The following is a 22,549-nucleotide window of genomic DNA, read 5'->3' as shown; positions in this document are numbered from 1 at the left end:
TTCTCTTTTGAAATGTTAATATAGTTTGTTATAATAGAAATATGGTAGAAGAATTATTAAAATCGGGAGAGAGAATCAATCAGCTCTTTTCGACAGATATCAAGATTATTCAAAATAGAGAGGTTTTCAGCTATTCAGTGGATAGTGTTCTCTTGTCACGTTTTCCTCGTTTTCCTAAAAATGGATTGATTGTAGATTTTTGTGCTGGAAATGGAGCTGTGGGACTATTTGCCAGTAGTCGTACTAAGGCCAAAATTCTCTCTGTTGAAATCCAAGAACGCTTGGCAGATATGGCTGAACGGTCGGTCCGTTTAAATGGCTTAGAGGAACAGATGCAGGTTATTTGTGATGATTTGAAAAATATGCCTGCCTACATTCAGGGGAGTAAGGTTGATTTGATTTTATGCAATCCGCCTTATTTTAAAGTAGATCCAAATTCTAATCTGAACGAGAGTGAACACTATCTGTTAGCGCGACATGAAATCACAACTAATCTTAAGGAAATTTGTCGTAGTGCTCAGAGTATTCTCAAATCAAATGGGCGTTTGGCTATGGTTCATCGTCCTGATCGATTATTAGATATCTTAGCTACGCTCCAACAGCATAATTTGGCTCCAAAACGTCTGCAATTTGTTTACCCTAAACGGGAGAAGGAAGCCAATATGCTTTTGATTGAGGCTATTAAGGACGGCTCCACTAGTGGTTTTAAGGTTTTACCACCACTCATTGTTCATAATAGTGATGGTACTTATACACAAGAAATTCAAGAGATTTACTATGGATCATAAGGCTTACATGTATGTGGTAGAGTGCCGTGATGGTTCCTACTATACAGGCTATACAACAGATGTGAAGAAACGGATTGCCGTTCACAATAGTGGTAAAGGAGCCAAATATACACGAGCTCGCTTGCCGGTAAAACTTATCTATGCTCAAGGTTTCGAAAGTAAAGAAGAAGCCATGTCAGCCGAAGCTCTTTTTAAACGCAAGACACGTCCGCAGAAAATAAACTATCTAAAGGACAATCAAGATAAGAATTTAGCCAATATTTTCGAGATTTAGTGAGAGTGGGACAGAAATCGTTAATTCGTTAGAATTCGATTTCGTCGTCCCACCTCCGCACAATTGAGTAGGGCTGTAAAAGATGATGATACTCTTCGAAAATCAAATTCAAACCACGTCAGCTTCGACTTGCCGTACTCAAGTACAGTCTGTGGCTCGCTTCCTAGTCTGCTCTTTGATTTTTATTGAGTATGAAATCAGCGCAGTAGAGCCCACTCAACCACTGCGTCTTGCTCGACAATCCAAAGACAATTGAGAGGCTAGGACTTTTGTCCCAGCCTCTTACTTTTGTCAAAAATTGAAAAAAATGCTACAATAGAGTGAATAAAGAAACGAGGTATAATCATGTCTAAGATTCTAGTATTTGGTCACCAAAATCCAGATTCAGATGCCATCGGGTCATCTGTAGCCTTTGCTTATCTTGCAAAAGAAGCTTATGGCTTGGATACAGAAGCAGTAGCTCTTGGGACTCCAAATGAAGAAACAGCCTATGTATTGAACTATTTTGGTGTAGAAGCACCACGTGTTATCACATCTGCTAAAGCAGAAGGGGCAGAGCAAGTTATCTTGACGGACCACAATGAATTCCAACAGTCAGTTTCAGATATTGCTGAAGTAGAAGTTTACGGTGTGGTGGATCACCACCGTGTGGCTAACTTTGAAACTGCAAGCCCACTTTACATGCGTTTGGAACCAGTTGGATCAGCATCTTCTATCGTTTACCGTATGTTCAAAGAGCATGGTGTAGCTGTGCCAAAAGAAATTGCAGGTTTGATGCTTTCAGGTTTGATTTCAGATACCCTTCTTTTGAAATCTCCAACAACTCACCCATCTGATAAAGTGATTGCGCCTGAATTGGCTGAATTGGCTGGCGTGAACTTGGAAGAATACGGTCTTGCCATGCTCAAGGCTGGTACAAACTTGGCAAGTAAATCTGCAGAAGAATTGATTGACATCGATGCTAAGACATTTGAACTCAACGGAAACAATGTTCGTGTGGCTCAAGTAAATACAGTTGATATCGCTGAAGTCTTGGAACGCCAAGCTGAAATCGAAGCAGCCATCCAAGCCGCAAATGCAGCTAATGGCTACTCTGACTTTGTCTTGATGATTACAGACATCGTCAACTCAAACTCAGAAATTTTGGCCCTTGGTGCCAATATGGACAAGGTAGAAGCAGCTTTCAACTTCAAACTTGAAAACAACCACGCTTTCCTTCCAGGTGCAGTTTCACGTAAGAAACAAGTGGTACCACAATTGACAGAAAGCTTTAATGCATAATCATAGATGGGGAAACCCATTGTTAAAAAGGAGTTTCGACTCCTTTTTTGCTAGGAGAGAAGTATGTTAGAAAATGGCGATTTGATTTTTGTGAAAGATGATTCGGATATAGGACAGGCCATCCAGGAATCTACTGGTCACTATAGCCATGTGGCCATCTTTTTGGACGGACAGGTTTATCATGCAACGGTTGAAGGTGGTGTCATTGCCCAGTCCCCTGAAGATTTCTTTGAAGACGGGAAAGTATATGACCTTTATCGCTATCCAAAAATGGATCAAAAAGAAGTCAAAAAGCTGGCAGAGAGCCTTTTAGGGGCTCCCTACAATGCTTCCTTTTATCCCGACGGAGCTGGTTTTTACTGTTCTCAGTTTGTAGCAGATATTCTACCTATTTTTGAGACTATTCCCATGAAATTTGGGGATGATGTGCAGGAAATCAGTGATTTTTGGAGAGAATATTATAGAGATTTAGGTCTTCCTGTACCTCTGAATCAGCCGGGTACCAATCCCAGTCAATTAACAGCATCACCACTTTTAGTTTGTAAAGAAAGGAATCTTCATGATTCAGATTTTTAATCCATCTCGTTTGACGCGACAACCATTCTTTAGAGATTTGGTAGACTATCTTGATCAGCATTCGGATGTCATTTTAAGACAAATTAAGGCTCAGTTTCCAGATGTTCCAGTTGATAAGTATTTGGAGGAATATATCAAAGCGGGATTGATTCTAAGAGAAAACAAACGCTATTATCTCAATCTTCCCTTTCTAGAATCTACAGAATCTCTTGAACTAGACCAAGAAGTCTTTGTGAGAGATGATAGCTCAATCTACCAAGAAATCCTGAAGAAATATTTTCAGACCGAATTGAGCAATCAAACCAATGCAGCAATCTTAAAAGAATATACCGATTTTGCAAGAGAAAAGATGACACTGTCTAATTATTTTCATAAGGTCAAGCATCAGTATCCTTTGACGGAAGAACAGCAGGCGCTCTATGGAATTTTAGGAGATGTCAACCCTGAGTATGCCCTTAAGTATATGACTACTTTTTTGCTCAAGTTTCTTAAGAAAGATCAACTCATGCAGAAACGCCGTGATATCTTTGTTGATAGTTTAGTCTTATTAGGTTACATTGTTCAAAATGAAGATGGGAAGTATGAGTTAGCTGTAGAATTTGATAAAGAACGATTCATTTTTATAAAAAGATAAAGAAGTCTGGTCAAAAAGGCTTTAAAATAAGAAAACGCATAATATCAGGTGTTGAAAAAATTTGATACTATGCATTTTATTTTCTGATAAAATTAACTTTTTGCCTAGACTTCTTTAGATTTATACTCAATGAAAATCAAAGAGCAAACTAGGAAGCTAGCCGCAGGTTGCTCAAAACACCGTTTTGAGGTTGTGGATAGAACTGACGAAGTCAGCTCAAAATACTATTTTGAGGTTGCGGACGAAGCTGACGTGGTTTGAAAAGATTTTTTTTGAAGAGTATTACTGTAGATAACGTTCTGCAACTGCAGCATCACCTGGATAGTTTTCTTTCTTACCTTGGATGATTTGGTAGCAATCAGCACCTTTACCAGCGATAATGACAGCGTCCAGTTCTTGACTTGTGATAGACATAGCAGCCTTGATGGCTTGCTCACGGTCGACAATCTTTTCAACAGGATGATGGATATAGCTACTGATTTCATCTGCAATGGCCATTGGATCTTCATAGTTTGGATCATCAGCTGTTAGGAATACTTGAATTTCAGGATGTTGATTGAGGAGCAGTCCAAAATCCTTGCGACGACTTTCTCCCTTGTTTCCAGTTGAACCAAGAACTAGAGCAATTTTTCCAGTCTGATGAGTTTCAACAACAGAGATTAGTTTTTTAAGACTGTCACCGTTATGGGCGTAGTCAATGAAAACTTTAGCACCATTTTTCTGAGTGAGAACTTCCATACGACCAGGCACACGAGTTGCCGCGATTCCGTTTTTGATGTCTTCCAGACTAGCACCTAAACGGAGGCAGGCAAGTCCTGCAGCGACTGCGTTTTCTTGGTTGAAATGTCCAATCAACTGGATATCATAGTCTCCTGCTAATTTACCAGTAGCTGAGAAGCTAAAGGCTTTGGAGTTCTCGATTTGGTTACTTGACTGGCTACCGTAGAAGTCATGCTCTTGATGTTCTACTTGTTCTTTCAAGATTGAAAAATGGTCCATATCACTATTGATAACAACTGCTCGGCTATTTTTCATCAAGAGACGCTTGTGGTAGAAGTAATCTTCAAAGGTCGGATGCTCAATAGGACCAATATGATCTGGTGTGATGTTGAGAAAAACTCCCACATCGAAAGTTAAACCATATACTCGATTTACTAGATAGGCTTGGCTGGAAACTTCCATTACCAGATGGGTTCTACCATTCTTAACCGCTTTAGCCATCATATTAAAGAGATCAATATTTTCAGGTGTTGAGAAGGAAGATTTGAAGAAAGTCTTGCCGTCTAAAGTTGTATTCATTGTCGATAAGAGGGCTGTTGGGTAGCGTTGGGACAAGATATGATAGGCAAAGTAAGCCGCTGTTGTTTTTCCTTTAGTTCCAGTGAAAGCAAGAATTTTGAGTTTATTCTGAGGGTTGTCATAAAATTCCATGGCAATCAAACTCATGGCCTTTTTGATATTGTTAACAACAATAACAGGAATACCAACTTCATAGTCCTGCTCTGCCACGTACCAACCAAGCCCTTGTGAGATAGCTGAAAACAGATATTCTTTTTTAAAGGCAGCTCCTTTTGCAAAAAATAGAGTATTTTCTTTGGTTGTTCGGCTATCGTAACTGATGCTGTCAAAAACAACATCGTTGTAATTGTAGTGGTAATGTCCTTGGTCGATAATCTCACGGAAGAGACCATCTTTCTTTAAAATATCTAATATAGTTTCAATCTTTATCATACTTTCTATTGTAAACCGAAAGTCTGAATTTTACAAGTAACAAGGAAAAGTTTATAATGGAAGATAAGGAACATTTCCGTTATTAAAATTGAATGAGGAAGTTATGTCTAACGAAAATAATCATCAGCAGGCCCAGATGTTACGCGGAACTGCCTGGCTAACGGCTAGTAACTTTATCAGTCGCCTGCTCGGGGCCATTTACATCATCCCTTGGTATATCTGGATGGGGACTTATGCTGCTAAGGCTAATGGTCTCTTTACTATGGGTTACAATATCTATGCTTGGTTCTTGTTGATTTCGACAGCAGGTATCCCTGTTGCAGTCGCAAAGCAGGTTGCCAAGTATAACACCATGAAAGAAGAAGAGCATAGTTTTGCCCTGATTCGTAGTTTCCTAGGCTTTATGACTGGGCTTGGTCTTGTCTTTGCTTTGGTCTTATATCTCTTTGCGCCTTGGTTAGCCGATCTTTCCGGTGTCGGTAAGGACTTGATTCCCATTATGCAGAGTCTAGCTTGGGCTGTCTTGATTTTCCCATCTATGAGTGTTATCCGTGGATTTTTCCAAGGGATGAATAATCTCAAGCCTTATGCCATGAGTCAAATCGCTGAGCAAGTTATCCGAGTTATTTGGATGCTCTTAGCAACCTTTATCATCATGAAGCTTGGTTCGGGAGACTATCTAGCAGCAGTCACCCAGTCTACCTTTGCGGCCTTTGTGGGAATGGTAGCTAGCTTTGCTGTCTTGCTTTATTTCCTCTATAAAGAAGGAATGCTTCAAAAAGTTTTTGAAACGCGAGATAAGATTGATAGCAAACATCTGTTAATGGATACGATTAAGGAAGCTATTCCTTTTATCATAACAGGGTCAGCTATTCAACTTTTCCAAATCTTGGACCAAAATACCTTTATCAATAGCATGAAGTGGTTTACCAACTATAGTAATGAAGACTTGATTGTCATGTTTTCTTATTTCTCTGCTAATCCTAATAAAATTACCATGATTTTGATTTCGGTTGGAGTTTCCATTGGTAGTGTAGGATTACCACTTCTAACTGAAAACTATGTCAAGGGTGATTTGCAGGCAGCTGCTCGTTTAGTGCAAGATAGTATTACCATGCTTTTCCTATTCCTCTTACCTGCAACGGTTGGAGTGGTCATGGTAGGAGAACCACTCTATACAATCTTTTACGGTAAACCAGATAGCTTGGCGATGGGCTTGTTTGTCTTTGCAGTTTTACAGTCAACAATTCTAGGTTTGTACATGGTCTTGTCACCAATGCTTCAGGCTATGTTCCGTAATCGCAAGGCAATCCTTTACTTTTTCTATGGTTCCATTGCCAAGCTCGTCTTACAAATACCATCAATAGCGCTTTTTCATAGTTATGGTCCTCTCATTTCAACGACCATCGGTCTTATCATTCCAATTGTTTTAATGTATCGCGAGATCTGTCAGATTACAGGGGTTCATCGAAAGATCATCCTAAAACGAACAATCCTAGTGATCATTTTAACTCTTGTCATGTTTATCTTGGTAGGCTTCTTACAATGGATGATAGGATTTGTCTTCCAACCAACTGGACGTTTTTGGAGCTTCATCTATGTCGCCCTAATCGGAACAATCGGTGGTGGGCTCTACGGATTCATGAGTCTCTATACTCGTCTCTTAGATAAGGTTATTGGACAGGCAAAAGCTGACCAGTTACGAGCACGATTAAAATTATCATAATGCTTTATAAATAAAATGAACAATTTGAACTTTCAACTCTAAAAAGTTTAAAATGTTCATTTTTTATTTAAAAAAGAGAGAAAAAAATAAAAAATGTAGAAAAAAATAAATTTTTAGAGAATTATTACTTGACTAAAAAAAACAATAGCTGTATAATGATACAAATATTTAAATTTGGAGGTTCTGTTTATGAAAAAGTCTAAGGCAAAATACCTGACGCTAGCAGGCGTCGTCTTAACTGCTGGTTTGCTCTTGGGAGCTTGTAGCAACTCAGCTAGTTCTACTAAAACATATAATTATGTATATTCTAGCGATCCGTCTAGTTTAAACTATCTTGCTGAAAACCGTGCAACTACTAATGATATCGTGACTAATCTAGTAGATGGTCTCATGGAAAATGACCAATACGGTAACTACGTTCCATCCTTAGCAGAGGACTGGAGTGTATCCAAGGACGGTTTGACCTATACTTACAAACTTCGTAAGGACGCTAAATGGTATACCTCTGAAGGTGAAGAATATGCTCCAGTAACTGCCCAAGATTTTGTAACTGGTTTGAAATATGCAGCTGATAAAAAATCCGAAGCTTTGTACCTCGTACAAGATTCTGTTGCTGGTTTGGGTGACTATATCAACGGAAAAACAACTGACTTTTCAACTGTCGGTGTTAAGGCGATTGACGACCAAACAGTTCAGTACACTTTGACACGACCAGAATCTTATTGGAATTCTAAAACAACATCAACCATTCTCTTCCCTGTCAATGCAGACTTCCTGAAATCAAAAGGGGACGACTTTGGTAAGGTAGACCCTTCTAGCATTTTGTACAATGGACCTTTCTTGATGAAATCCTTTGTTTCAAAATCTGTCATCGAGTTCAAGAAAAATCCCAACTACTGGGATGAAAAAAATGTCTTTGTAGATGATGTGAAATTGGCCTATTATGATGGTAGTGACCAAGATGCACTAGCTCGTAACTTTGTAGAAGGAGTCTACAGCTACGCACGTCTCTATCCAAATAGCTCAAGCTTTGAAGGAATTAAAGAGAAGAACAAGGATAACATCATCTATAGTATGCAAAATGCAACTTCTTATTACTTGAACTTCAACTTGGACAGAAAGTCTTATAACTTCACTTCTAAGTCCTCAGATATCGAAAAGAAATCAACTCAAGAAGCAGTTCTGAATAAAAACTTCCGTCAAGCCTTTAACTATGCTTATAACCGTACAGCCTATGGAGCTCAATCTCAAGGGGAAGACGGAGCAACGAAGATTATTCGTAACCTAGTTGTACCTCCTACATTTGTAAGCATCAACGGAAAAGACTTTGGTGATGTTGTTTCAGAAAAGATGGTCAACTATGGCCAAGAATGGCAAGGAATCAACTTTGCAGATGCGCAAGACCCATACTACAATCCTGACAAGGCTAAGGCTAAATTTGCGGAAGCCAAGAAAGAATTGGAAGCTAAGGGTGTGCAATTCCCAATCCACTTGGATGTAACAGTTGACCAATCAGCTAAAAAAGGTGTACTTGAAGCAAGCTCTTTGAAACAATCCATCGAATCTGTTCTAGGAGCTGAGAATGTGGTGATCGATATCCAACAATTATCAACAGACGATTACGATAATTCTGGCTACCTCGCTCAAACTGCAGCTCAAAAAGACTTTGATATCTATAATGGTGGTTGGAGTGCAGACTACTTAGATCCGTCAAGCTATCTTGATATCTTAAATGTCAATAACGGTGGTATGTTGCAAAACATTGGTCTAGAACCAGGTGAGGTCAATGACAAGGCTAAGGCAGTTGGTCTGGATACTTACACTCAAATGTTGGAAGAAGCGAACAAGGAGCAAGATCCAGCAAAACGTTATGAAAAATATGCTGAAGTTCAAGCTTGGCTCGTTGATAGCGCCCTTGCTATTCCAAACGTTTCTCAGGGTGGAACACCTGGATTGAGAAGAACTGTACCATTCTCTGCTGCCTTCTCTCAAGCAGGAAATAAAGGTGTTGAATCATATAAATATGTTAAACTTCAAGATAAGGTTGTCACAACGGCTGAGTATGAAGCAGCTCGACAAAAATGGCTGAAAGAAAAAGAAGAATCTAATAAAAAAGCCCAAGAAGAATTGGCAAAACACGTTAAATAATCAGTCTATTCAACAGGAAAAACGATAGTTTCTCAGGAAGCTATCGTTTTTATATAGTTTGAAACTATAACTAGCTCTTGAAAACAAGAAAACGAAGGATCCAAAATAAGTGGTACAATAGTTACTATAGATTTGGAGGTATTGTATGAGTAAATCATTTCACATCAACACAATTTTAGCACAAGCAGGGATCAAGTCTGATGAGGCAACAGGTGCTTTGGTTACACCTATTCACTTTTCAACGACTTATCAGCACCCAGAATTTGGTCAATCAACTGGATTTGACTATACCCGCACCAAAAACCCAACTCGTAGCAAGGCAGAGGAAGTTTTGGCAGCTATTGAATCAGCCAAGTATGCTTTGGCGACTAGTTCAGGTATGTCTGCGATTGTGTTAGCCTTTAGCGTTTTTCCAGTAGGAAGCAAGGTTTTGGCTGTCCGTGACCTTTACGGTGGTTCTTTCCGCTGGTTCAATCAAGTGGAGCAGGAAGGACGTTTCCACTTTACCTATGCTAACACAGAAGAAGAACTAATTGCCGAGCTAGAAAAGGATGTGGATGTACTCTATATCGAAACGCCAACCAACCCTTTGATGTTGGAATTTGATATTGAAAAATTGGCTCAATTAGCTCATGCTAAGGATGCTAAAGTTGTCGTCGACAATACCTTCTATAGCCCGATTTACCAACGTCCAATTGAAGATGGAGCAGATATTGTCCTTCATTCGGCGACAAAATACCTTGCAGGCCATAATGATGTTCTAGCTGGTGTAGTTGTGACAGATAATGCTGATTTGTACGAAAAACTCTTTTACAATCTCAACACGACAGGGGCTGTCTTGTCACCATTTGATAGTTATCAATTGATTCGTGGTCTCAAGACCTTGTCACTTCGTATGGAGCGCTCAACAGCTAATGCTCAGGAAATCGTAGCCTTTTTGGAACAATCACCTGCAGTCAAAGAAGTTTTGTATACAGGTCGTGGGGGAATGATTTCCTTTAAAGTGGCAGATGAGAAGCGCATCCCTCATATCTTAAATACTTTGAAAGTATTCTCTTTTGCTGAAAGTCTGGGTGGTGTAGAAAGTCTAATTACATATCCAACCACTCAAACCCATGCAGACATTCCTGCAGAGGTTCGTCATTCTTATGGACTGACGGATGACCTCTTGCGCTTGTCTATTGGTATTGAGGATGCTAGAGATTTGATTGAAGATTTGCGTCAAGCCTTGGAAGGATAAGACTATGGGAAAATATGATTTTACGACCTTGCCCAATCGTTTTGGACACCATACCTATAAATGGAAAGAAGCAGAGACTGACCGTCAAGTATTGCCGGCCTGGATTGCTGATATGGATTTTGAGGTTTTACCAGAGATTCGTCAGACTGTCCATGACTATGCTGAGCAATTAGTCTATGGCTATACCTATGCTAGTGATGGCTTGATTGAAGCCGTTCAAAACTGGGAAGAAAAACACCATGGTTATGTCTTTGAAAAGGATGCTCTAGTCTTTATCGAAGGGGTAGTGCCAGCTATTTCAACAGCCATTCAAGCCTTTACCAAAGAAGGTGAAGCGGTTCTGATTAACACACCGGTATATCCACCTTTTGCTCGGAGCATTAAGCTCAACAATCGTCGATTAATCACCAACTCTCTAGTAGAAAAAGACGGACTTTTTGAGATTGACTTTGATCAATTAGAGAAAGACTTTGTTGAAGAGGATGTGAAACTTTATGTTCTCTGCAACCCTCATAATCCTGGTGGACGTGTTTGGGAGAAGGAAGTCTTAGAGAAGATTGGACAACTGTGTCAAAAACATGGAGTTTTGCTAGTATCTGATGAGATTCACCAAGATTTAGCCTTGTTTGGAAATAAACACCAGTCATTCAATACGGTAAATGAAGATTTTAAAGAATTTTCACTGGTTTTAAGCAGTGCGACCAAGACCTTCAACATTGCTGGAACGAAAAATTCTTACGCCATTATCGAAAATCCAAAGTTGAGACTTGCTTTCCAAAAACGTCAGCTAGCCAATAATCAACATGAAATCTCAGGTTTGGGATATTTGGCAACAGAAACTGCCTATCGCTATGGGGAGGATTGGTTGACAGAACTCAAGGAACTGATTGAGAAACACATCAATTATGTAGTGGATGTATTTGGCAAAGAAACTAAAATCAAGGTTATGAAACCTCAAGGGACCTATCTCATTTGGCTTGATTTTTCAGCCTATGATATTAGTGATGAAGAATTAAAAAGCCTTTTAAGAGACGAAGCCAAGGTTATCCTGAATAGGGGCTTGGACTTTGGTGAAGAAGGAGCTCTACATGCTCGCTTAAATGTAGCCATGCCGACATCTGTCTTGGAAGAAGTTTGTCAACGAATCCTAACCACTTTCGCTAACCTTTAACAAGCTAGCCTTCTGGGGGAAAAGTACCCTAGAAGGCTATTTTCATAGGCAGAAATGTGGTATAATTAGGAGATAAAGAAAAGGGGAAACTATGGCTAAATTGATTCCAGGGAAACTTCGGATGGAGGGAGCTCAACTCTACGAAACTAGTCAGATTGAAATTATTAAAGAGAAAGACCATCGTCTCTATGCGCGTGTAGCAGATGAAGAAATTCGCTATAGCCTGGATGATGATTTGGTTTTTTGTGCTTGTGATTTTTTCCAAAAAAGAGGGTTTTGTGTGCATTTGGCAGCACTAGAACATTACCTTAAAAATGATCTGATTGGCCAGGAACTCTTAGGAAATCTGGAAAATGTGCACGAAAAGAAAGAAGAAGTTGAAACTCAGGTTACTTTTGGAGGAAAGTTTTTAGAATCCGTCCAAATTCCGAAACTTTCTGAAATCTATCAGTTGTCTGCTCAAGGGCAGGTTGAAGCAGGAACTAATCGCATTATTTGGACTTTGAGAGTCGGTCTTATTCAGACACAGAAATTCTATGTAATCCGAGATATACCCCTTTTTCTGAAGGTTTTAGAAACTAGCAAACCCTATATGATTGGGAAGTTATATGAAACTTCCTTGAATATTCGTCAGTTTGATGAAAGTAGTCAATTTGTTCTAAATTTCCTTCAAGGAATTGTAGAAGATGAGGCTGAAAATGCCCTCTTTTTCCAGAATCAAGGTCGTCATCTTTATTTCCCGCTGTCTTTTTTTGAGCAGGGTGTTAGTCTGCTGATGGGCTTAGATGCATTTCAATTTGACCATCAGATTTCGAATTATCACCACCTTGTATTTCAAGATTTTGATGGTCAAGCAGGTTTGTTTACCTTTCAAATTGAAGAAAAGTCCAACTATTTTGAGATGGAAATTGTTCAACAGGTAGGGCTTAATTCATTTTATAAGGGACAAGTCTTGTTTACTAAAGGGACATTTTATCTTCTGTCTAAAGAACAAGCTAGACTTATAGAAAAATTAAAAAAAGTATCTATCGATAAAAGTGGTAGAAAGATTTTACAATTTGATACTAGTGATCGAGATCTTCTAGCTTCGACCTTATCCCAGTTCAAAAACGTAGGAAAGGTAGAGGCTCCTGATGGGCTTCGAATTCAGTCTTTCCGTCCTTCTTTCTACATGGAAGGAGAAGAGGACGGTTCTATTCGTTTGGATATGCAGTTTCAGTATGAAACTTGCCTAGTAAGGAATCGTAATGAACTAGAAAGTCTTCCATTTGCTAGCGATATTCAACTAGAGAAAGAGATTTTTCAACTAGCTCTATCAGCTGGATTTGAAGCAGATTTTCGTTCATGGCGTCAAAGTTTGAAAGCTGATGCAGTCCATGCCTTCTTCCAGGAAGTTTTGCCAGCCTTTGCAGCACTTGGAGAATTAAAGATTTCTGAGAGTCTACAAGACCTTTATCAGGTTCAGAAACCTCAAGTTCACATCTCATCCAAGGGAAGCCTATTAGAAATTCAATTTGATTTTCAAGATATAGATCAAGAAGAAATCGATCGAGCGATGAAAGCGCTAGTTGAGAAGCAGGATTATTATATTTCGTCCTCTAACCAGGTTTACTATTTTGATGATCAGACCAAGCGTATCCGTCAGGATTTAGAAGAATTAGGGATAGAGGACCTACAAGATGGAGCTTTTCGAGCTCGTAAATCCCTAGCTTATACCCTATCTCATCTATTTAAGGACCAGGATCAAATTTCTTTCACCGAAGAATTTCGCAATCTGGCCCATGATTTGACGCATCCAGAAGATTTTCCGATGAAAGAGCTGAATATCCAAGCAGAACTTAGAGACTATCAGAAAAAGGGAATTCAGTGGTTTCAGATGCTTCACCATTATGGCTTTGGTGGGATTTTAGCAGATGATATGGGGCTTGGGAAGACCTTGCAAACCATCGCCTTTTTAAGTAGTCAGGTTCAAGCAGATACTAGTGTCCTAATCCTTGCTCCATCTGGCTTAATCTATAACTGGGCTGATGAATTTCAAAAGTTTGCTCCAGATTTGGATGTAGCGGTTGTGCATGGCTTAAAATCTCATCGAGAATCAATTTTGGCAGAAAATCATCAGATTTATGTGACAAGCTATGCTACTTTCCGTCAGGACAGTGAAATTTATCGAAACCTATCTTTTGATTTTCTTTTTCTAGATGAAGCTCAAGTGATGAAAAATGCACAAACGAAGATTGCTCAAAGTTTGCGACGATTTGTGGTTCCATCTGTCTTTGCACTATCAGGAACACCGATTGAAAACCATCTGGGAGAACTCTGGTCGATTTTTCAGATTGTCTTACCAGGCCTCTTACCTGCTAAGAAGGAGTTTATGAAACTATCAACTGAAAGAGTGGCTCAATTTATCAAACCCTTTGTCATGAGACGCAAGAAAGAAGAGGTTTTGACAGAGTTGCCTGACTTGATTGAAGTCGTCTATAAGAATGAACTGGAGGATCAACAAAAAGCTATCTATCTTGCTCAACTGCAACAGATGCAGGAGCGTCTGGGACAGGTAAGCGATTCGGAATTTCAACGAAATCGCGTCGAAATTTTGACTGGTCTCATGCGTCTGCGTCAGATTTGTGATACACCTGCGCTCTTTATGGATGACTACCAAGGAGAGAGCGGGAAGCTGGATAGTTTACGAGATTTGCTGGTTCAGATTGCTGAAGGTAGACACCGTGTACTTATCTTCTCACAATTTAGAGGTATGTTGGATCGGATTGAGCAAGAGCTACCTGACTTAGGCTTGACTTCCTTTAAAATTACGGGCTCAACTCCTTCTCAAGAACGTCAGGAAATGACTAAGGCTTTTAACCAAGGAGAGCGCGATGTATTCTTGATTTCTCTAAAAGCTGGTGGGGTTGGACTAAATCTCACTGGTGCGGATACGGTCATTCTAGTAGACTTATGGTGGAATCCTGCAGTTGAATCTCAGGCTATCGGTCGAGCTCATCGTATGGGACAAGAGCAGGCTGTTGAAGTTTATCGCCTTGTGACTCGAGGTACAATTGAAGAAAAGATTCAAGAATTACAAGAGAAAAAGAAAAATCTTGTTTCTGAAATCTTGGATGGAACAGAGTCTCGAGGAAGTCTGAGTCTAGCTGAAATACGAGAAATTTTAGGGATTTCATGAGCCTATACTTGAAAAATCAAGACATTACGCTATAATGGAGTATTGAAAGGAAATAAATATGACACAAAAACGATTTCCAATAGTGGCAGATGATGAAGTCATGTTGACAGAAATGCCAGTTATGAATCTCTACGATGAGTCTGATTTCATCAGTAATATCAAAGGTGATTATCAAGATAAAAACTACTTAGAATGGTCTCCAATCACTGAAGAAAAAAAGCAAGAGAAAGCCAAGCCTCTTGTAAAACCGATTGAGAAAAAAGAAAAATCCTATGCTGAATTAGCGCGTGAAGAAGCTCGTGCGGATTTGAAAAAGAAGCGCTCGGCTCGATATTTGACTCAGGATGTGAGTCATACGAGACGTCAAACGAAAACAAGCCAGGTGCGTTCAGCAAATCAACCGACAGCACCTTTTCAAAAAGAAAATCCAGGAGAATTTGCGAAATATAGTCAGAAGTTAGGTCAATCTCACTATATTTTGGCAGAAACAGTTTCTCAAGTGGGAAATCCAATTTCAGACGGTGAAACAAGTCGTTCCAAGAAAAACAATTATGACTTTTTAAAGAAAAGCCAAATTTATAACAAAAAAAGTAAACAAAAAGAACAAGAACGTCAAGTGGCCCAAGAGCTTAACTTGACTAGAATGAGCGAATAGAGGGGAAGAAAATGGCAAAAACCTATCATTTTATCGGAATCAAAGGATCAGGTATGAGTGCCTTGGCTTTGATGTTGCATCAAATGGGGCACAAGGTGCAAGGTTCTGACGTTGAAAAGTACTACTTTACTCAACGTGGACTAGAGCAAGCAGGGATTACAATTTTACCTTTTGATGAAAAAAATCTTCAAGGTGATTTAGAAATTATCGCTGGTAATGCCTTCCGTCCAGATAACAATGTTGAAATTGCTTATGCTGACCAAAATGGTATCAGCTACAAACGTTACCATGAGTTTCTTGGTAGCTTTATGCGTGACTTTATCAGTATGGGAGTTGCAGGTGCCCACGGTAAGACGTCAACGACAGGGATGCTTTCTCACGTCTTGTCACACATCACTGATACAAGCTACTTGATCGGAGATGGTACAGGTCGTGGTTCTGAAAATGCCAAGTATTTTGTTTTTGAATCAGACGAGTATGAACGCCATTTCATGCCATATCACCCAGAATACTCTATCATAACTAACATTGACTTTGACCACCCTGACTATTTCACAAGCTTGGAAGATGTCTTCAACGCCTTCAATGATTATGCAAAACAAATCTCCAAAGGATTGTTTGTCTACGGTGAAGATGCTGAGTTGCGTAAGATTACGGCTAATGCTCCGATTTACTACTATGGTTTTGAAGCAGAAGGTAATGACTTTGTAGCAAGTGACTTGCTTCGTTCTACAACAGGTTCAACCTTTACCGTTCACTTCCGTGGTCAAGAGTTGGGCCAATTCCACATTCCAACTTTCGGTCGCCACAATATCATGAATGCTACAGCAGTGATTGGTTTGCTTTATACTGCTGGCTTTGATTTGAATTTAGTGCGTGAACACTTGAAGACTTTTGGTGGAGTGAAACGTCGCTTTACAGAAAAGGTTGTTAATAATACGGTTATCATCGATGACTTTGCTCACCATCCAACTGAGATCATTGCGACGCTAGATGCTGCACGTCAAAAATACCCAAGCAAGGAAATCGTGGCAATTTTCCAACCACATACCTTTACTCGTACCATCGCCTTGTTGGATGATTTTGCTCAAGCCTTGAATCAGGCTGATGCAGTTTACCTCGCACAAATCTATGGATCTGCTCGTGAGGTGGACCATGGTGATGTCAAGGTAGAAGACCTTGCCAATAAAATCAACAAGAAACATCAAGTTATCACAGTTGAAAATGTTTCTCCACTCCTAGACCATGACAATGCTGTCTATGTTTTCATGGGAGCTGGCGATATCCAAACTTATGAATATTCATTCGAACGTCTCTTGTCTAATTTGACAAGCAATGTTCAGTAAGGAAGATCATGGAATTTCCAATTAAAATCAGGGAAGCACAGCAATCAGATATAAATCAGATTTGCTTGATACAAGAAAGTAATTCAAACTTTCTAGAAATCATGAATAGAGAAATACTAGAAGAACGTATCCGCAACCATGCGGATACGTTTCTCTTAGCTAGCCTGGAAGATCAAGGGATTGCTTATGTTTCTGGAACTGTTTTTACGGATACCCTATTTAGTAAATGGCCTTTAGAAAAGGAACCTGAGCGGCCTATTAGTGATAATTACATCCTTATTGGCGCTTTAGCTGTTGATCCAGACTATCAAGGACAAGGCTTTGGAACCTTGTTGCTAGCAGCTTTGAAGGAAGTTACCCGTCAGCAAAATAGACCAGGTATTTATTTGCTTTGTGAGGATGAGTTGCTGGCCTACTTTGAAATGAATGGATTTGTGGAACAAGGGATCGTAGATGGAGAAAGGAGCAGTGAGGTTGCCTTTCTCATGCGATGGCAGAATCCCTATTATCAGGAGGAAATATGATTATTAGACAAGCTAGATTGACAGATTTAGATCGTATCTTTGAAATTGAACTAGAAAATTTTTCAATTGAAGAAGCTATTCCCCATCCTGTTTTTGAAGCTCATCTGAAGGAAATTAAGACCAGTTTTTTAGTAGCTGAAAAAGAGGGCGAAATACTAGGCTATATTGAGGGACCAGTAGTCCCTCATCGATATTTACAAGACCAGTCCTTTACAGAAGACATTAAAGATTATAGCCATCAAAAAGGTGGCTATATCTCTGTGACTTGTCTATCCATTGCTAAGAAAGCTCAAGCTTTAGGTGTAGGACGAAAATTATTGATGGCTTTAAAAGATATCGCTCTTGAGCATGAGCGTGAGGGAATCAATCTGACCTGCCATGACTATCTCATTGGCTATTATGAGAAACATGGTTTTGTGAATGAAGGAAAATCCAAGTCGACATTTGCTGGTGAAGAATGGTATGATATGGTCTGGGAAAACACGAATTAGGCATCAGAAAGGCATCTATGGTTGCTTTTCTTTAGTTTTTAAGATATAATATTATGGATTATCAACAAGGAGGAAAGACCTTTGAGCGAAAATTCAAGAGATGAAGAAAAGTTGAGTTTTAAAGAACAAATTTTACGTGATTTAGAGCAATTAAAAAATGAGGAAAAAACTTTTGGAGAAACCAACGAACTTTTTTCAAATTTGATGAATCCTTCTGATTTAGAATCGGGAAAACGACTATCTGAAACTTCAGCGCAGGAGTTGATTGCGGATTCAGTTTCAACAGTTGATCAATTAATCTCTAATGCGCCAACAGTACCACCGCGTCCTACTAACTTAAAAGATGAGATTGATGAATCAGCCAAGAGTTCTGAATCAGATAATCCTTCTAAATTTATTCAGCAGGATAATAGAGAGAAAGAATTTGCTTCTTCGACGAAAATTCAAGTATCATATCGTACTCAAGGTGGAAAATCAAGTGTTGTAAAACCTAAAAAAGAAGTAAAAATTGAAACTAAAGGTAAAGAAGTTCCAACGAAAGTAGATTTTAAATCAATAACAGAAACAGCAGAACTTCCTAGAAGAAGTCGTAAAGAATCAGTGAAACCAATCAAGAAAAAGAAAAAATCACGCTTGAAAGGATTTTTCGTAACAGTATTTGTTTTATTGATTTTACTAGGTGTGGGTGGATTCTTCGGTTACCGTTATGTCGAATCTGCACTCCAACCAGTTGATGCAAATTCAAAACAGTATGTCACAGTTCAGATTCCAGAAGGGGCTAATCTTCAGCAAATTGGTGATACCTTAGAAAACTCTGGATTGGTAAAACACGGTTTTATCTTTAGCCTTTATGCTAAGTATAAAGACTACAATGATTTGAAATCTGGTTACTATAATTTGCAAAAGAGCATGAGTACAGATGATATCATCAAAGAATTGCAAAAGGGTGGAACGCCTCAACCTCAAGAAGTTGCACTTGCAAATCTTACAATCCCTGAAGGTTATACCCTTGATCAAATCGCACAAACAGTTGGTCAGCTTCAAGGAGACTTTAAAGAACCTTTGACTGCTGATGCCTTCTTGGCAAAAGTGCAAGATGAAACCTTCATCTCTCAATTAGTTGCTAAGTACCCAACCCTTCTCGAAAGTCTACCAACTAAAGAAAGTGGTGTTCGTTATCGTTTAGAAGGATACCTATTCCCAGCAACTTATGCTATCAAAGAAAGCACAACTATTGAAAGCTTGATTGATGAAATGGTGGCAGCTATGGACAAAAACTTGTCAGCACATTACACTGCAATCAAAGAAAAGAACTTGACAGTGAATGAACTCCTCACCATCGCATCACTTGTGGAAAAAGAAGGTTTGAAAACTGACGATCGTAAACTGATCGCTGGAGTTTTCTATAATCGTTTGAACCTTGGCATGCCACTACAGAGTAATATTGCTATTCTCTATGCAGAAGGTAAGCTAGGACAAAATATTAGCTTGGCAGATGATGCAGCAATTGATACAACAATCAATTCACCTTATAATGTTTATACAAACCTTGGTTTAATGCCTGGTCCAGTAGACAGTCCCAGTCTGGATGCAATTGAAGCAAGTATCAATCAAACTAAGAGCGACTATCTCTACTTTGTAGCCAATGTACAAGATGGTAAGGTTTACTTTGCAACGACACGAGAGGAACATGATCGAAACGTTGCAGAGCATGTTAACAGTAAATTGACACAATCAAGTAGTTCAAACTAACTCTTAGAACAAGATTTGCTATTACATCCGTGAATGTAGAAAAGAGTCTCTTCTTTTTACGGGAATAGCAAGTCACATAAGTCTTTCCGCTATGATTAGAAACGCCTGAAATTCACAAGTTTTAGGCGTTCGGAAATTGCGAAAGTAAATCCTACCTCTTATTTGAACCTGAGTCTAGAAGTGATAGAATCATTCGGTTTAGGCACAGATTTTAAAAGGTCGCTACTGACTAAAATCATTTAAGGAAAGCTTTAAAAAGACTTTGTCTTCATTGTAAAATTATGTGGTTTACCACATAATTTTGCTTTACTACCTAAAGAAATTTAAATTTAATCAAAAGAAAGTTGAGAAAAATGGCAGAAAAAACATATCCAATGACCCTTGAAGAAAAGGAAAAACTCGAAAAAGAATTAGAAGAGTTGAAACTAGTTCGTCGCCCAGAAGTTGTAGAACGCATAAAGATTGCGCGTTCATACGGTGACTTGTCAGAAAATAGTGAGTATGAAGCAGCTAAGGATGAGCAGGCCTTCGTTGAAGGACAAATCTCTAGCTTGGAAACCAAAATCCGTTATGCTGAGATTGTTAATAGCGATGCAGTTGCTCAAGATGAAGTTGCTATCGGGAAAACAGTCACTATCCAAGAAATTGGTGAAGACGACGAAGAAGTATATATCATCGTGGGATCAGCGGGTGCAGATGCCTTTGCAGGTAAAGTATCAAATGAAAGCCCAATTGGGCAAGCCTTGATTGGTAAGAAAACAGGTGATACTGCTACGATTGAAACACCTGTAGGAAGCTATGATGTTAAAATCTTAAAAGTAGAAAAAACAGTTTAATAGGAATGAAAAGAAGGAGTAGATATAGGGAAAGCGCTTCCTATCACTCCTTTTCTTAATTCTAAAAACTAGAGGAGACTATATGAATTCAGAAAATAAGCACAAAAAGAAAAATAAAATGGAACGTGGGTTAACAAATCGCCATGTTCAGGTTATGGCGATTGCAGGAACAATTGGAACAGGACTGTTTCTAGGAGCTGGACGTTCAATTAGTTTGACAGGTCCGTCAATCGTCTTGGTCTATATGATTACGGGTGGCTTTATGTATCTTATGATGCGTGCTATCGGGGAAATGTTGTACCAAGATCCGGAGCAACATACCTTTATCAACTTTATTACCCGTTATCTTGGTCAGGGCTGGGGTTACTTCTCAGTCTGGTCATACTGGCTCTCAGTAGTCTTTATCGGAATGGCCGAGATTACGGCTATTGCTCACTATGTTCAGTTTTGGTTTCCATCCTGGCCATCTTGGTTGATTCAGGTTGTATTCCTAACAATTTTGGGATTGGTCAATCTGATTGCTGTTAAAATCTTTGGTGAAGTAGAATTTTGGTTTGCTATGATCAAAATCGTGGCCATTCTTGCCATGATTGCGACAGGTGTCTTTCTAGTTTTGACTGGCTTTGAAACGCCTTATGGTTCAGCAAGTCTTGCCAATATCAGTGAACACTTCTCACTTTTCCCAAATGGTGGGATGAACTTTGTCATGGCCTTCCAGATGGTTTTCTTTGCATACTTGATGATTGAATTTATCGGTGTTACTACATCTGAAACTAAGGATCCAAGAAAAGTATTGCCTAAGGCTGTTAAGGAAATTCCCTTGCGATTATCTTTTTCTATGGTGGAGCTCTCTTGGCAATCATGTCTATTATTCCTTGGCGTGAACTTTCTGCAGCGGATTCACCATTTGTAACGGTATTTGAACTTGTTGGTCTTAAGTGGGCAGCAGCCTTGATTAACTTTGTTGTCTTGACTTCAGCAGCGTCAGCCTTGAATTCAACCCTTTACTCAACAGGTCGTCACTTGTACCAAATTGCCCATGATTCACCAAATCGTTTCTTGAAAGCTATTAAGGCAGACACACTCTCACGCCACAACGTTCCTCAGAATGCAATCATTACTTCTGCCGTATTGATTGGTTTTGCAGCCTTCATCAATGTACTTCCTGGCGTATCAGATGCCTTTGCTTTGATTACAGCTTCTTCATCAGGTGTTTATATCGCTATCTACATCTTGATTATGGTAGCCCATCTCAAGTATCGCAAGTCTAAAGACTTTATGGCAAATGGCTATCTCATGCCTCAATACCGCTTGCTAAATCCTCTGACCATGCTCTTCTTTATCTTTGTATTTGGAACACTCTTCTTACAAGAATCAACTGTAATGGGAGCTAGAGGTTCAGCTATCTGGATTGTCGCATTTGGTATTTATAGCCAATGGAAATTTAGAAAATAAGTTTTACTCTCATCAACTTAGGTTGGTGAGTTTTTTTAGTTTGACAGTTCTTCAAAATAGGAATATAATCAAGGCGTGAGTGTCTTTGAGGAGGTTTTGATGCACATTAGATTGGATAATACAGAGTCTCAGAAAGCGCAGGAAATAGGGGATTTGATTCGCTCCTATAATCGTTCTAAGAGAGAAGCAGCTGAAAGTGAGCCACTTAACCTTTATGTCGAAGATGATAGCGGTCAACTCATGGCTGGTTTAGTAGCAGAGACCTTTGGAAATTGGCTAGAAATCGAGTATTTATTTGTGAAAGAGGACTTGCGAGGACAAGGAATCGGCTCCCAACTATTGAAGCAAGCAGAGAGTGAAGCTAAGAAGAGAAACTGTCGCTTTGCTTTTGTGAATACATATCAGTTTCAAGCGCCAGCCTTTTATCAAAAGCAGGGCTACAAGGAAGTCTTTACCTTAAAAGATTATCCCTACACTGGACAAAGACACTATTATCAAAAGGATTTGTAAACAGAAAATGAATGATCGAAGAAATCGACAGATCATAATGGAGTTGGCTCAATGGATATCATACTAGATATGGGTAATGTTCTACTAGAATGGAATAAGGAAAAGATTTTGAAGGCTGTAGCTAAAACTCAGAAAGATTATCTGATCTTAGACAAGTCTAGATTCTGTCAATAATTTTGTGTAAACACTCAAGTAAAGTTGCGGAGTGTTAATCAAATAAGCTTTCAAGTGTG

Annotated in this window: 20 protein-coding genes and 1 pseudogene; 20 read left to right on the top strand and 1 reads right to left on the bottom strand. The window is 39.2% G+C overall.

Annotated features, from left to right (window positions below; translation table 11 throughout):
• The first annotated feature begins 41 nt into the window (after window positions 1-41).
• The 6 genes from K1I67_RS04845 to K1I67_RS04820 all read left to right on the top strand — a co-directional run bounded on the left by K1I67_RS04845 (window position 42) and on the right by K1I67_RS04820 (window position 3,814).
• The gene (locus tag K1I67_RS04845) at window positions 42-788 is read left to right on the top strand and encodes a tRNA1(Val) (adenine(37)-N6)-methyltransferase (RefSeq protein WP_223339065.1); all 747 of its coding nucleotides are present in this window, start codon (window positions 42-44) and stop codon (window positions 786-788) included.
• Window positions 778-1,062 (top strand): GIY-YIG nuclease family protein, encoded by a 285-nt coding sequence (locus tag K1I67_RS04840; protein WP_223339064.1) that lies wholly within the window; start codon window positions 778-780, stop codon window positions 1,060-1,062. The genes K1I67_RS04845 and K1I67_RS04840 overlap by 11 nt, the downstream gene beginning before the upstream one ends.
• A 345-nt stretch (window positions 1,063-1,407) precedes the next feature.
• Window positions 1,408-2,343, top strand: a complete 936-nt coding sequence (locus tag K1I67_RS04835) for a manganese-dependent inorganic pyrophosphatase (RefSeq protein WP_223339063.1) — start codon at window positions 1,408-1,410, stop codon at window positions 2,341-2,343.
• A gap of 63 nt (window positions 2,344-2,406) precedes the next feature.
• Window positions 2,407-2,919, top strand: a complete 513-nt coding sequence (locus tag K1I67_RS04830; protein WP_223339062.1) for a YiiX/YebB-like N1pC/P60 family cysteine hydrolase — start codon at window positions 2,407-2,409, stop codon at window positions 2,917-2,919.
• A complete protein-coding gene (locus K1I67_RS04825) occupies window positions 2,903-3,553 on the top strand; it encodes a DUF1803 domain-containing protein (protein ID WP_223339061.1) in 651 nt (216 codons plus the stop codon). Before K1I67_RS04830 ends, K1I67_RS04825 begins: the two co-directional genes overlap by 17 nt.
• 129 nt (window positions 3,554-3,682) lie before the next feature.
• On the top strand, window positions 3,683-3,814 hold the full coding sequence (locus K1I67_RS04820) for a chlorohydrolase (protein WP_223339060.1): 132 nt from the start codon (window positions 3,683-3,685) through the stop codon (window positions 3,812-3,814).
• A gap of 21 nt (window positions 3,815-3,835) precedes the next feature.
• Here K1I67_RS04820 and K1I67_RS04815 read toward each other — a convergent pair whose 3' ends face one another.
• On the bottom strand, window positions 3,836-5,284 hold the full coding sequence (locus K1I67_RS04815) for a UDP-N-acetylmuramoyl-L-alanyl-D-glutamate--L-lysine ligase (RefSeq protein WP_223339059.1): 1,449 nt from the start codon (window positions 5,282-5,284) through the stop codon (window positions 3,836-3,838).
• Between the two features lie 103 nt (window positions 5,285-5,387).
• On the opposite strand from K1I67_RS04815, the gene K1I67_RS04810 reads away from it, so the two are divergent.
• The 14 genes and pseudogenes from K1I67_RS04810 (at window position 5,388) to K1I67_RS09930 (ending at window position 22,490) form a co-directional block, all read left to right on the top strand.
• The gene (locus tag K1I67_RS04810; protein ID WP_223339058.1) at window positions 5,388-7,010 is read left to right on the top strand and encodes a putative polysaccharide biosynthesis protein; all 1,623 of its coding nucleotides are present in this window, start codon (window positions 5,388-5,390) and stop codon (window positions 7,008-7,010) included.
• A 189-nt stretch (window positions 7,011-7,199) separates the two neighbouring features.
• On the top strand, window positions 7,200-9,158 hold the full coding sequence (locus K1I67_RS04805; RefSeq protein ID WP_223339057.1) for a peptide ABC transporter substrate-binding protein: 1,959 nt from the start codon (window positions 7,200-7,202) through the stop codon (window positions 9,156-9,158).
• A gap of 145 nt (window positions 9,159-9,303) precedes the next feature.
• Window positions 9,304-10,398 carry a cystathionine gamma-synthase gene (locus tag K1I67_RS04800; protein WP_223339056.1) on the top strand — a complete coding sequence of 365 codons (1,095 nt, stop codon included), beginning with the start codon at window positions 9,304-9,306 and terminating at the stop codon, window positions 10,396-10,398.
• A 4-nt stretch (window positions 10,399-10,402) separates the two neighbouring features.
• Window positions 10,403-11,569, top strand: coding sequence for a MalY/PatB family protein (locus K1I67_RS04795; RefSeq protein WP_223339055.1), 1,167 nt, complete (start codon window positions 10,403-10,405; stop codon window positions 11,567-11,569).
• 91 nt (window positions 11,570-11,660) lie between these two features.
• Entirely contained in the window at window positions 11,661-14,747 is a 3,087-nt protein-coding gene (locus K1I67_RS04790) for a DEAD/DEAH box helicase (RefSeq protein ID WP_223339054.1), read from the top strand.
• Window positions 14,748-14,805: 58 nt separating this feature from the next.
• Window positions 14,806-15,402 carry a cystathionine gamma-synthase gene (locus tag K1I67_RS04785; RefSeq protein ID WP_223339053.1) on the top strand — a complete coding sequence of 199 codons (597 nt, stop codon included), beginning with the start codon at window positions 14,806-14,808 and terminating at the stop codon, window positions 15,400-15,402.
• An 11-nt stretch (window positions 15,403-15,413) separates the two neighbouring features.
• A complete protein-coding gene (murC, locus tag K1I67_RS04780) occupies window positions 15,414-16,748 on the top strand; it encodes a UDP-N-acetylmuramate--L-alanine ligase (RefSeq protein ID WP_223339052.1) in 1,335 nt (444 codons plus the stop codon).
• An 8-nt stretch (window positions 16,749-16,756) separates the two neighbouring features.
• A complete protein-coding gene (locus tag K1I67_RS04775; protein ID WP_223339051.1) occupies window positions 16,757-17,272 on the top strand; it encodes a GNAT family N-acetyltransferase in 516 nt (171 codons plus the stop codon).
• A complete protein-coding gene (locus tag K1I67_RS04770; RefSeq protein ID WP_223339049.1) occupies window positions 17,269-17,763 on the top strand; it encodes a GNAT family N-acetyltransferase in 495 nt (164 codons plus the stop codon). The genes K1I67_RS04775 and K1I67_RS04770 overlap by 4 nt, the downstream gene beginning before the upstream one ends.
• An 81-nt stretch (window positions 17,764-17,844) precedes the next feature.
• On the top strand, window positions 17,845-19,515 hold the full coding sequence (gene mltG / locus K1I67_RS04765; RefSeq protein WP_223339047.1) for an endolytic transglycosylase MltG: 1,671 nt from the start codon (window positions 17,845-17,847) through the stop codon (window positions 19,513-19,515).
• Window positions 19,516-19,868: 353 nt separating this feature from the next.
• Window positions 19,869-20,351 carry a transcription elongation factor GreA gene (greA, locus tag K1I67_RS04760; protein ID WP_000818756.1) on the top strand — a complete coding sequence of 161 codons (483 nt, stop codon included), beginning with the start codon at window positions 19,869-19,871 and terminating at the stop codon, window positions 20,349-20,351.
• Between the two features lie 82 nt (window positions 20,352-20,433).
• A pseudogene (locus K1I67_RS04755) lies at window positions 20,434-21,806 on the top strand (amino acid permease).
• A 99-nt stretch (window positions 21,807-21,905) separates the two neighbouring features.
• Window positions 21,906-22,316, top strand: coding sequence for a GNAT family N-acetyltransferase (locus K1I67_RS04750; protein WP_223339045.1), 411 nt, complete (start codon window positions 21,906-21,908; stop codon window positions 22,314-22,316).
• Between the two features lie 51 nt (window positions 22,317-22,367).
• A complete protein-coding gene (locus K1I67_RS09930) occupies window positions 22,368-22,490 on the top strand; it encodes a hypothetical protein (protein ID WP_263284468.1) in 123 nt (40 codons plus the stop codon).
• Window positions 22,491-22,549: the final 59 nt, after the last annotated feature.

The organism is Streptococcus infantis (assembly GCF_019929575.1).
GTDB lineage: Bacteria > Bacillota > Bacilli > Lactobacillales > Streptococcaceae > Streptococcus > Streptococcus infantis_L.
Note: the sequence above shows the minus strand (reverse complement) of the source record. Positions and strands in the feature narration are given on the sequence as shown.

Excerpts from the sequence above, each read along its gene's own strand:
- K1I67_RS04815 (WP_223339059.1), bottom strand. The coding sequence starts at position 5,284 with ATGATAAAGATTGAAACTATATTAGATATTTTAAAGAAAGATGGTCTC.
- K1I67_RS04790 (WP_223339054.1), top strand. The coding sequence starts at position 11,661 with ATGGCTAAATTGATTCCAGGGAAACTTCGGATGGAGGGAGCTCAACTC.
- greA (WP_000818756.1), top strand. The coding sequence starts at position 19,869 with ATGGCAGAAAAAACATATCCAATGACCCTTGAAGAAAAGGAAAAACTC.
- K1I67_RS04810 (WP_223339058.1), top strand. The coding sequence starts at position 5,388 with ATGTCTAACGAAAATAATCATCAGCAGGCCCAGATGTTACGCGGAACT.
- K1I67_RS04805 (WP_223339057.1), top strand. The coding sequence starts at position 7,200 with ATGAAAAAGTCTAAGGCAAAATACCTGACGCTAGCAGGCGTCGTCTTA.
- K1I67_RS09930 (WP_263284468.1), top strand. The coding sequence starts at position 22,368 with ATGGATATCATACTAGATATGGGTAATGTTCTACTAGAATGGAATAAG.
- K1I67_RS04830 (WP_223339062.1), top strand. The coding sequence starts at position 2,407 with ATGTTAGAAAATGGCGATTTGATTTTTGTGAAAGATGATTCGGATATA.
- K1I67_RS04800 (WP_223339056.1), top strand. The coding sequence starts at position 9,304 with ATGAGTAAATCATTTCACATCAACACAATTTTAGCACAAGCAGGGATC.
- K1I67_RS04840 (WP_223339064.1), top strand. The coding sequence starts at position 778 with ATGGATCATAAGGCTTACATGTATGTGGTAGAGTGCCGTGATGGTTCC.
- K1I67_RS04835 (WP_223339063.1), top strand. The coding sequence starts at position 1,408 with ATGTCTAAGATTCTAGTATTTGGTCACCAAAATCCAGATTCAGATGCC.
- K1I67_RS04825 (WP_223339061.1), top strand. The coding sequence starts at position 2,903 with ATGATTCAGATTTTTAATCCATCTCGTTTGACGCGACAACCATTCTTT.
- K1I67_RS04820 (WP_223339060.1), top strand. The coding sequence starts at position 3,683 with ATGAAAATCAAAGAGCAAACTAGGAAGCTAGCCGCAGGTTGCTCAAAA.
- K1I67_RS04795 (WP_223339055.1), top strand. The coding sequence starts at position 10,403 with ATGGGAAAATATGATTTTACGACCTTGCCCAATCGTTTTGGACACCAT.
- K1I67_RS04785 (WP_223339053.1), top strand. The coding sequence starts at position 14,806 with ATGACACAAAAACGATTTCCAATAGTGGCAGATGATGAAGTCATGTTG.
- K1I67_RS04845 (WP_223339065.1), top strand. The coding sequence starts at position 42 with ATGGTAGAAGAATTATTAAAATCGGGAGAGAGAATCAATCAGCTCTTT.
- murC (WP_223339052.1), top strand. The coding sequence starts at position 15,414 with ATGGCAAAAACCTATCATTTTATCGGAATCAAAGGATCAGGTATGAGT.
- K1I67_RS04770 (WP_223339049.1), top strand. The coding sequence starts at position 17,269 with ATGATTATTAGACAAGCTAGATTGACAGATTTAGATCGTATCTTTGAA.
- K1I67_RS04750 (WP_223339045.1), top strand. The coding sequence starts at position 21,906 with ATGCACATTAGATTGGATAATACAGAGTCTCAGAAAGCGCAGGAAATA.
- K1I67_RS04775 (WP_223339051.1), top strand. The coding sequence starts at position 16,757 with ATGGAATTTCCAATTAAAATCAGGGAAGCACAGCAATCAGATATAAAT.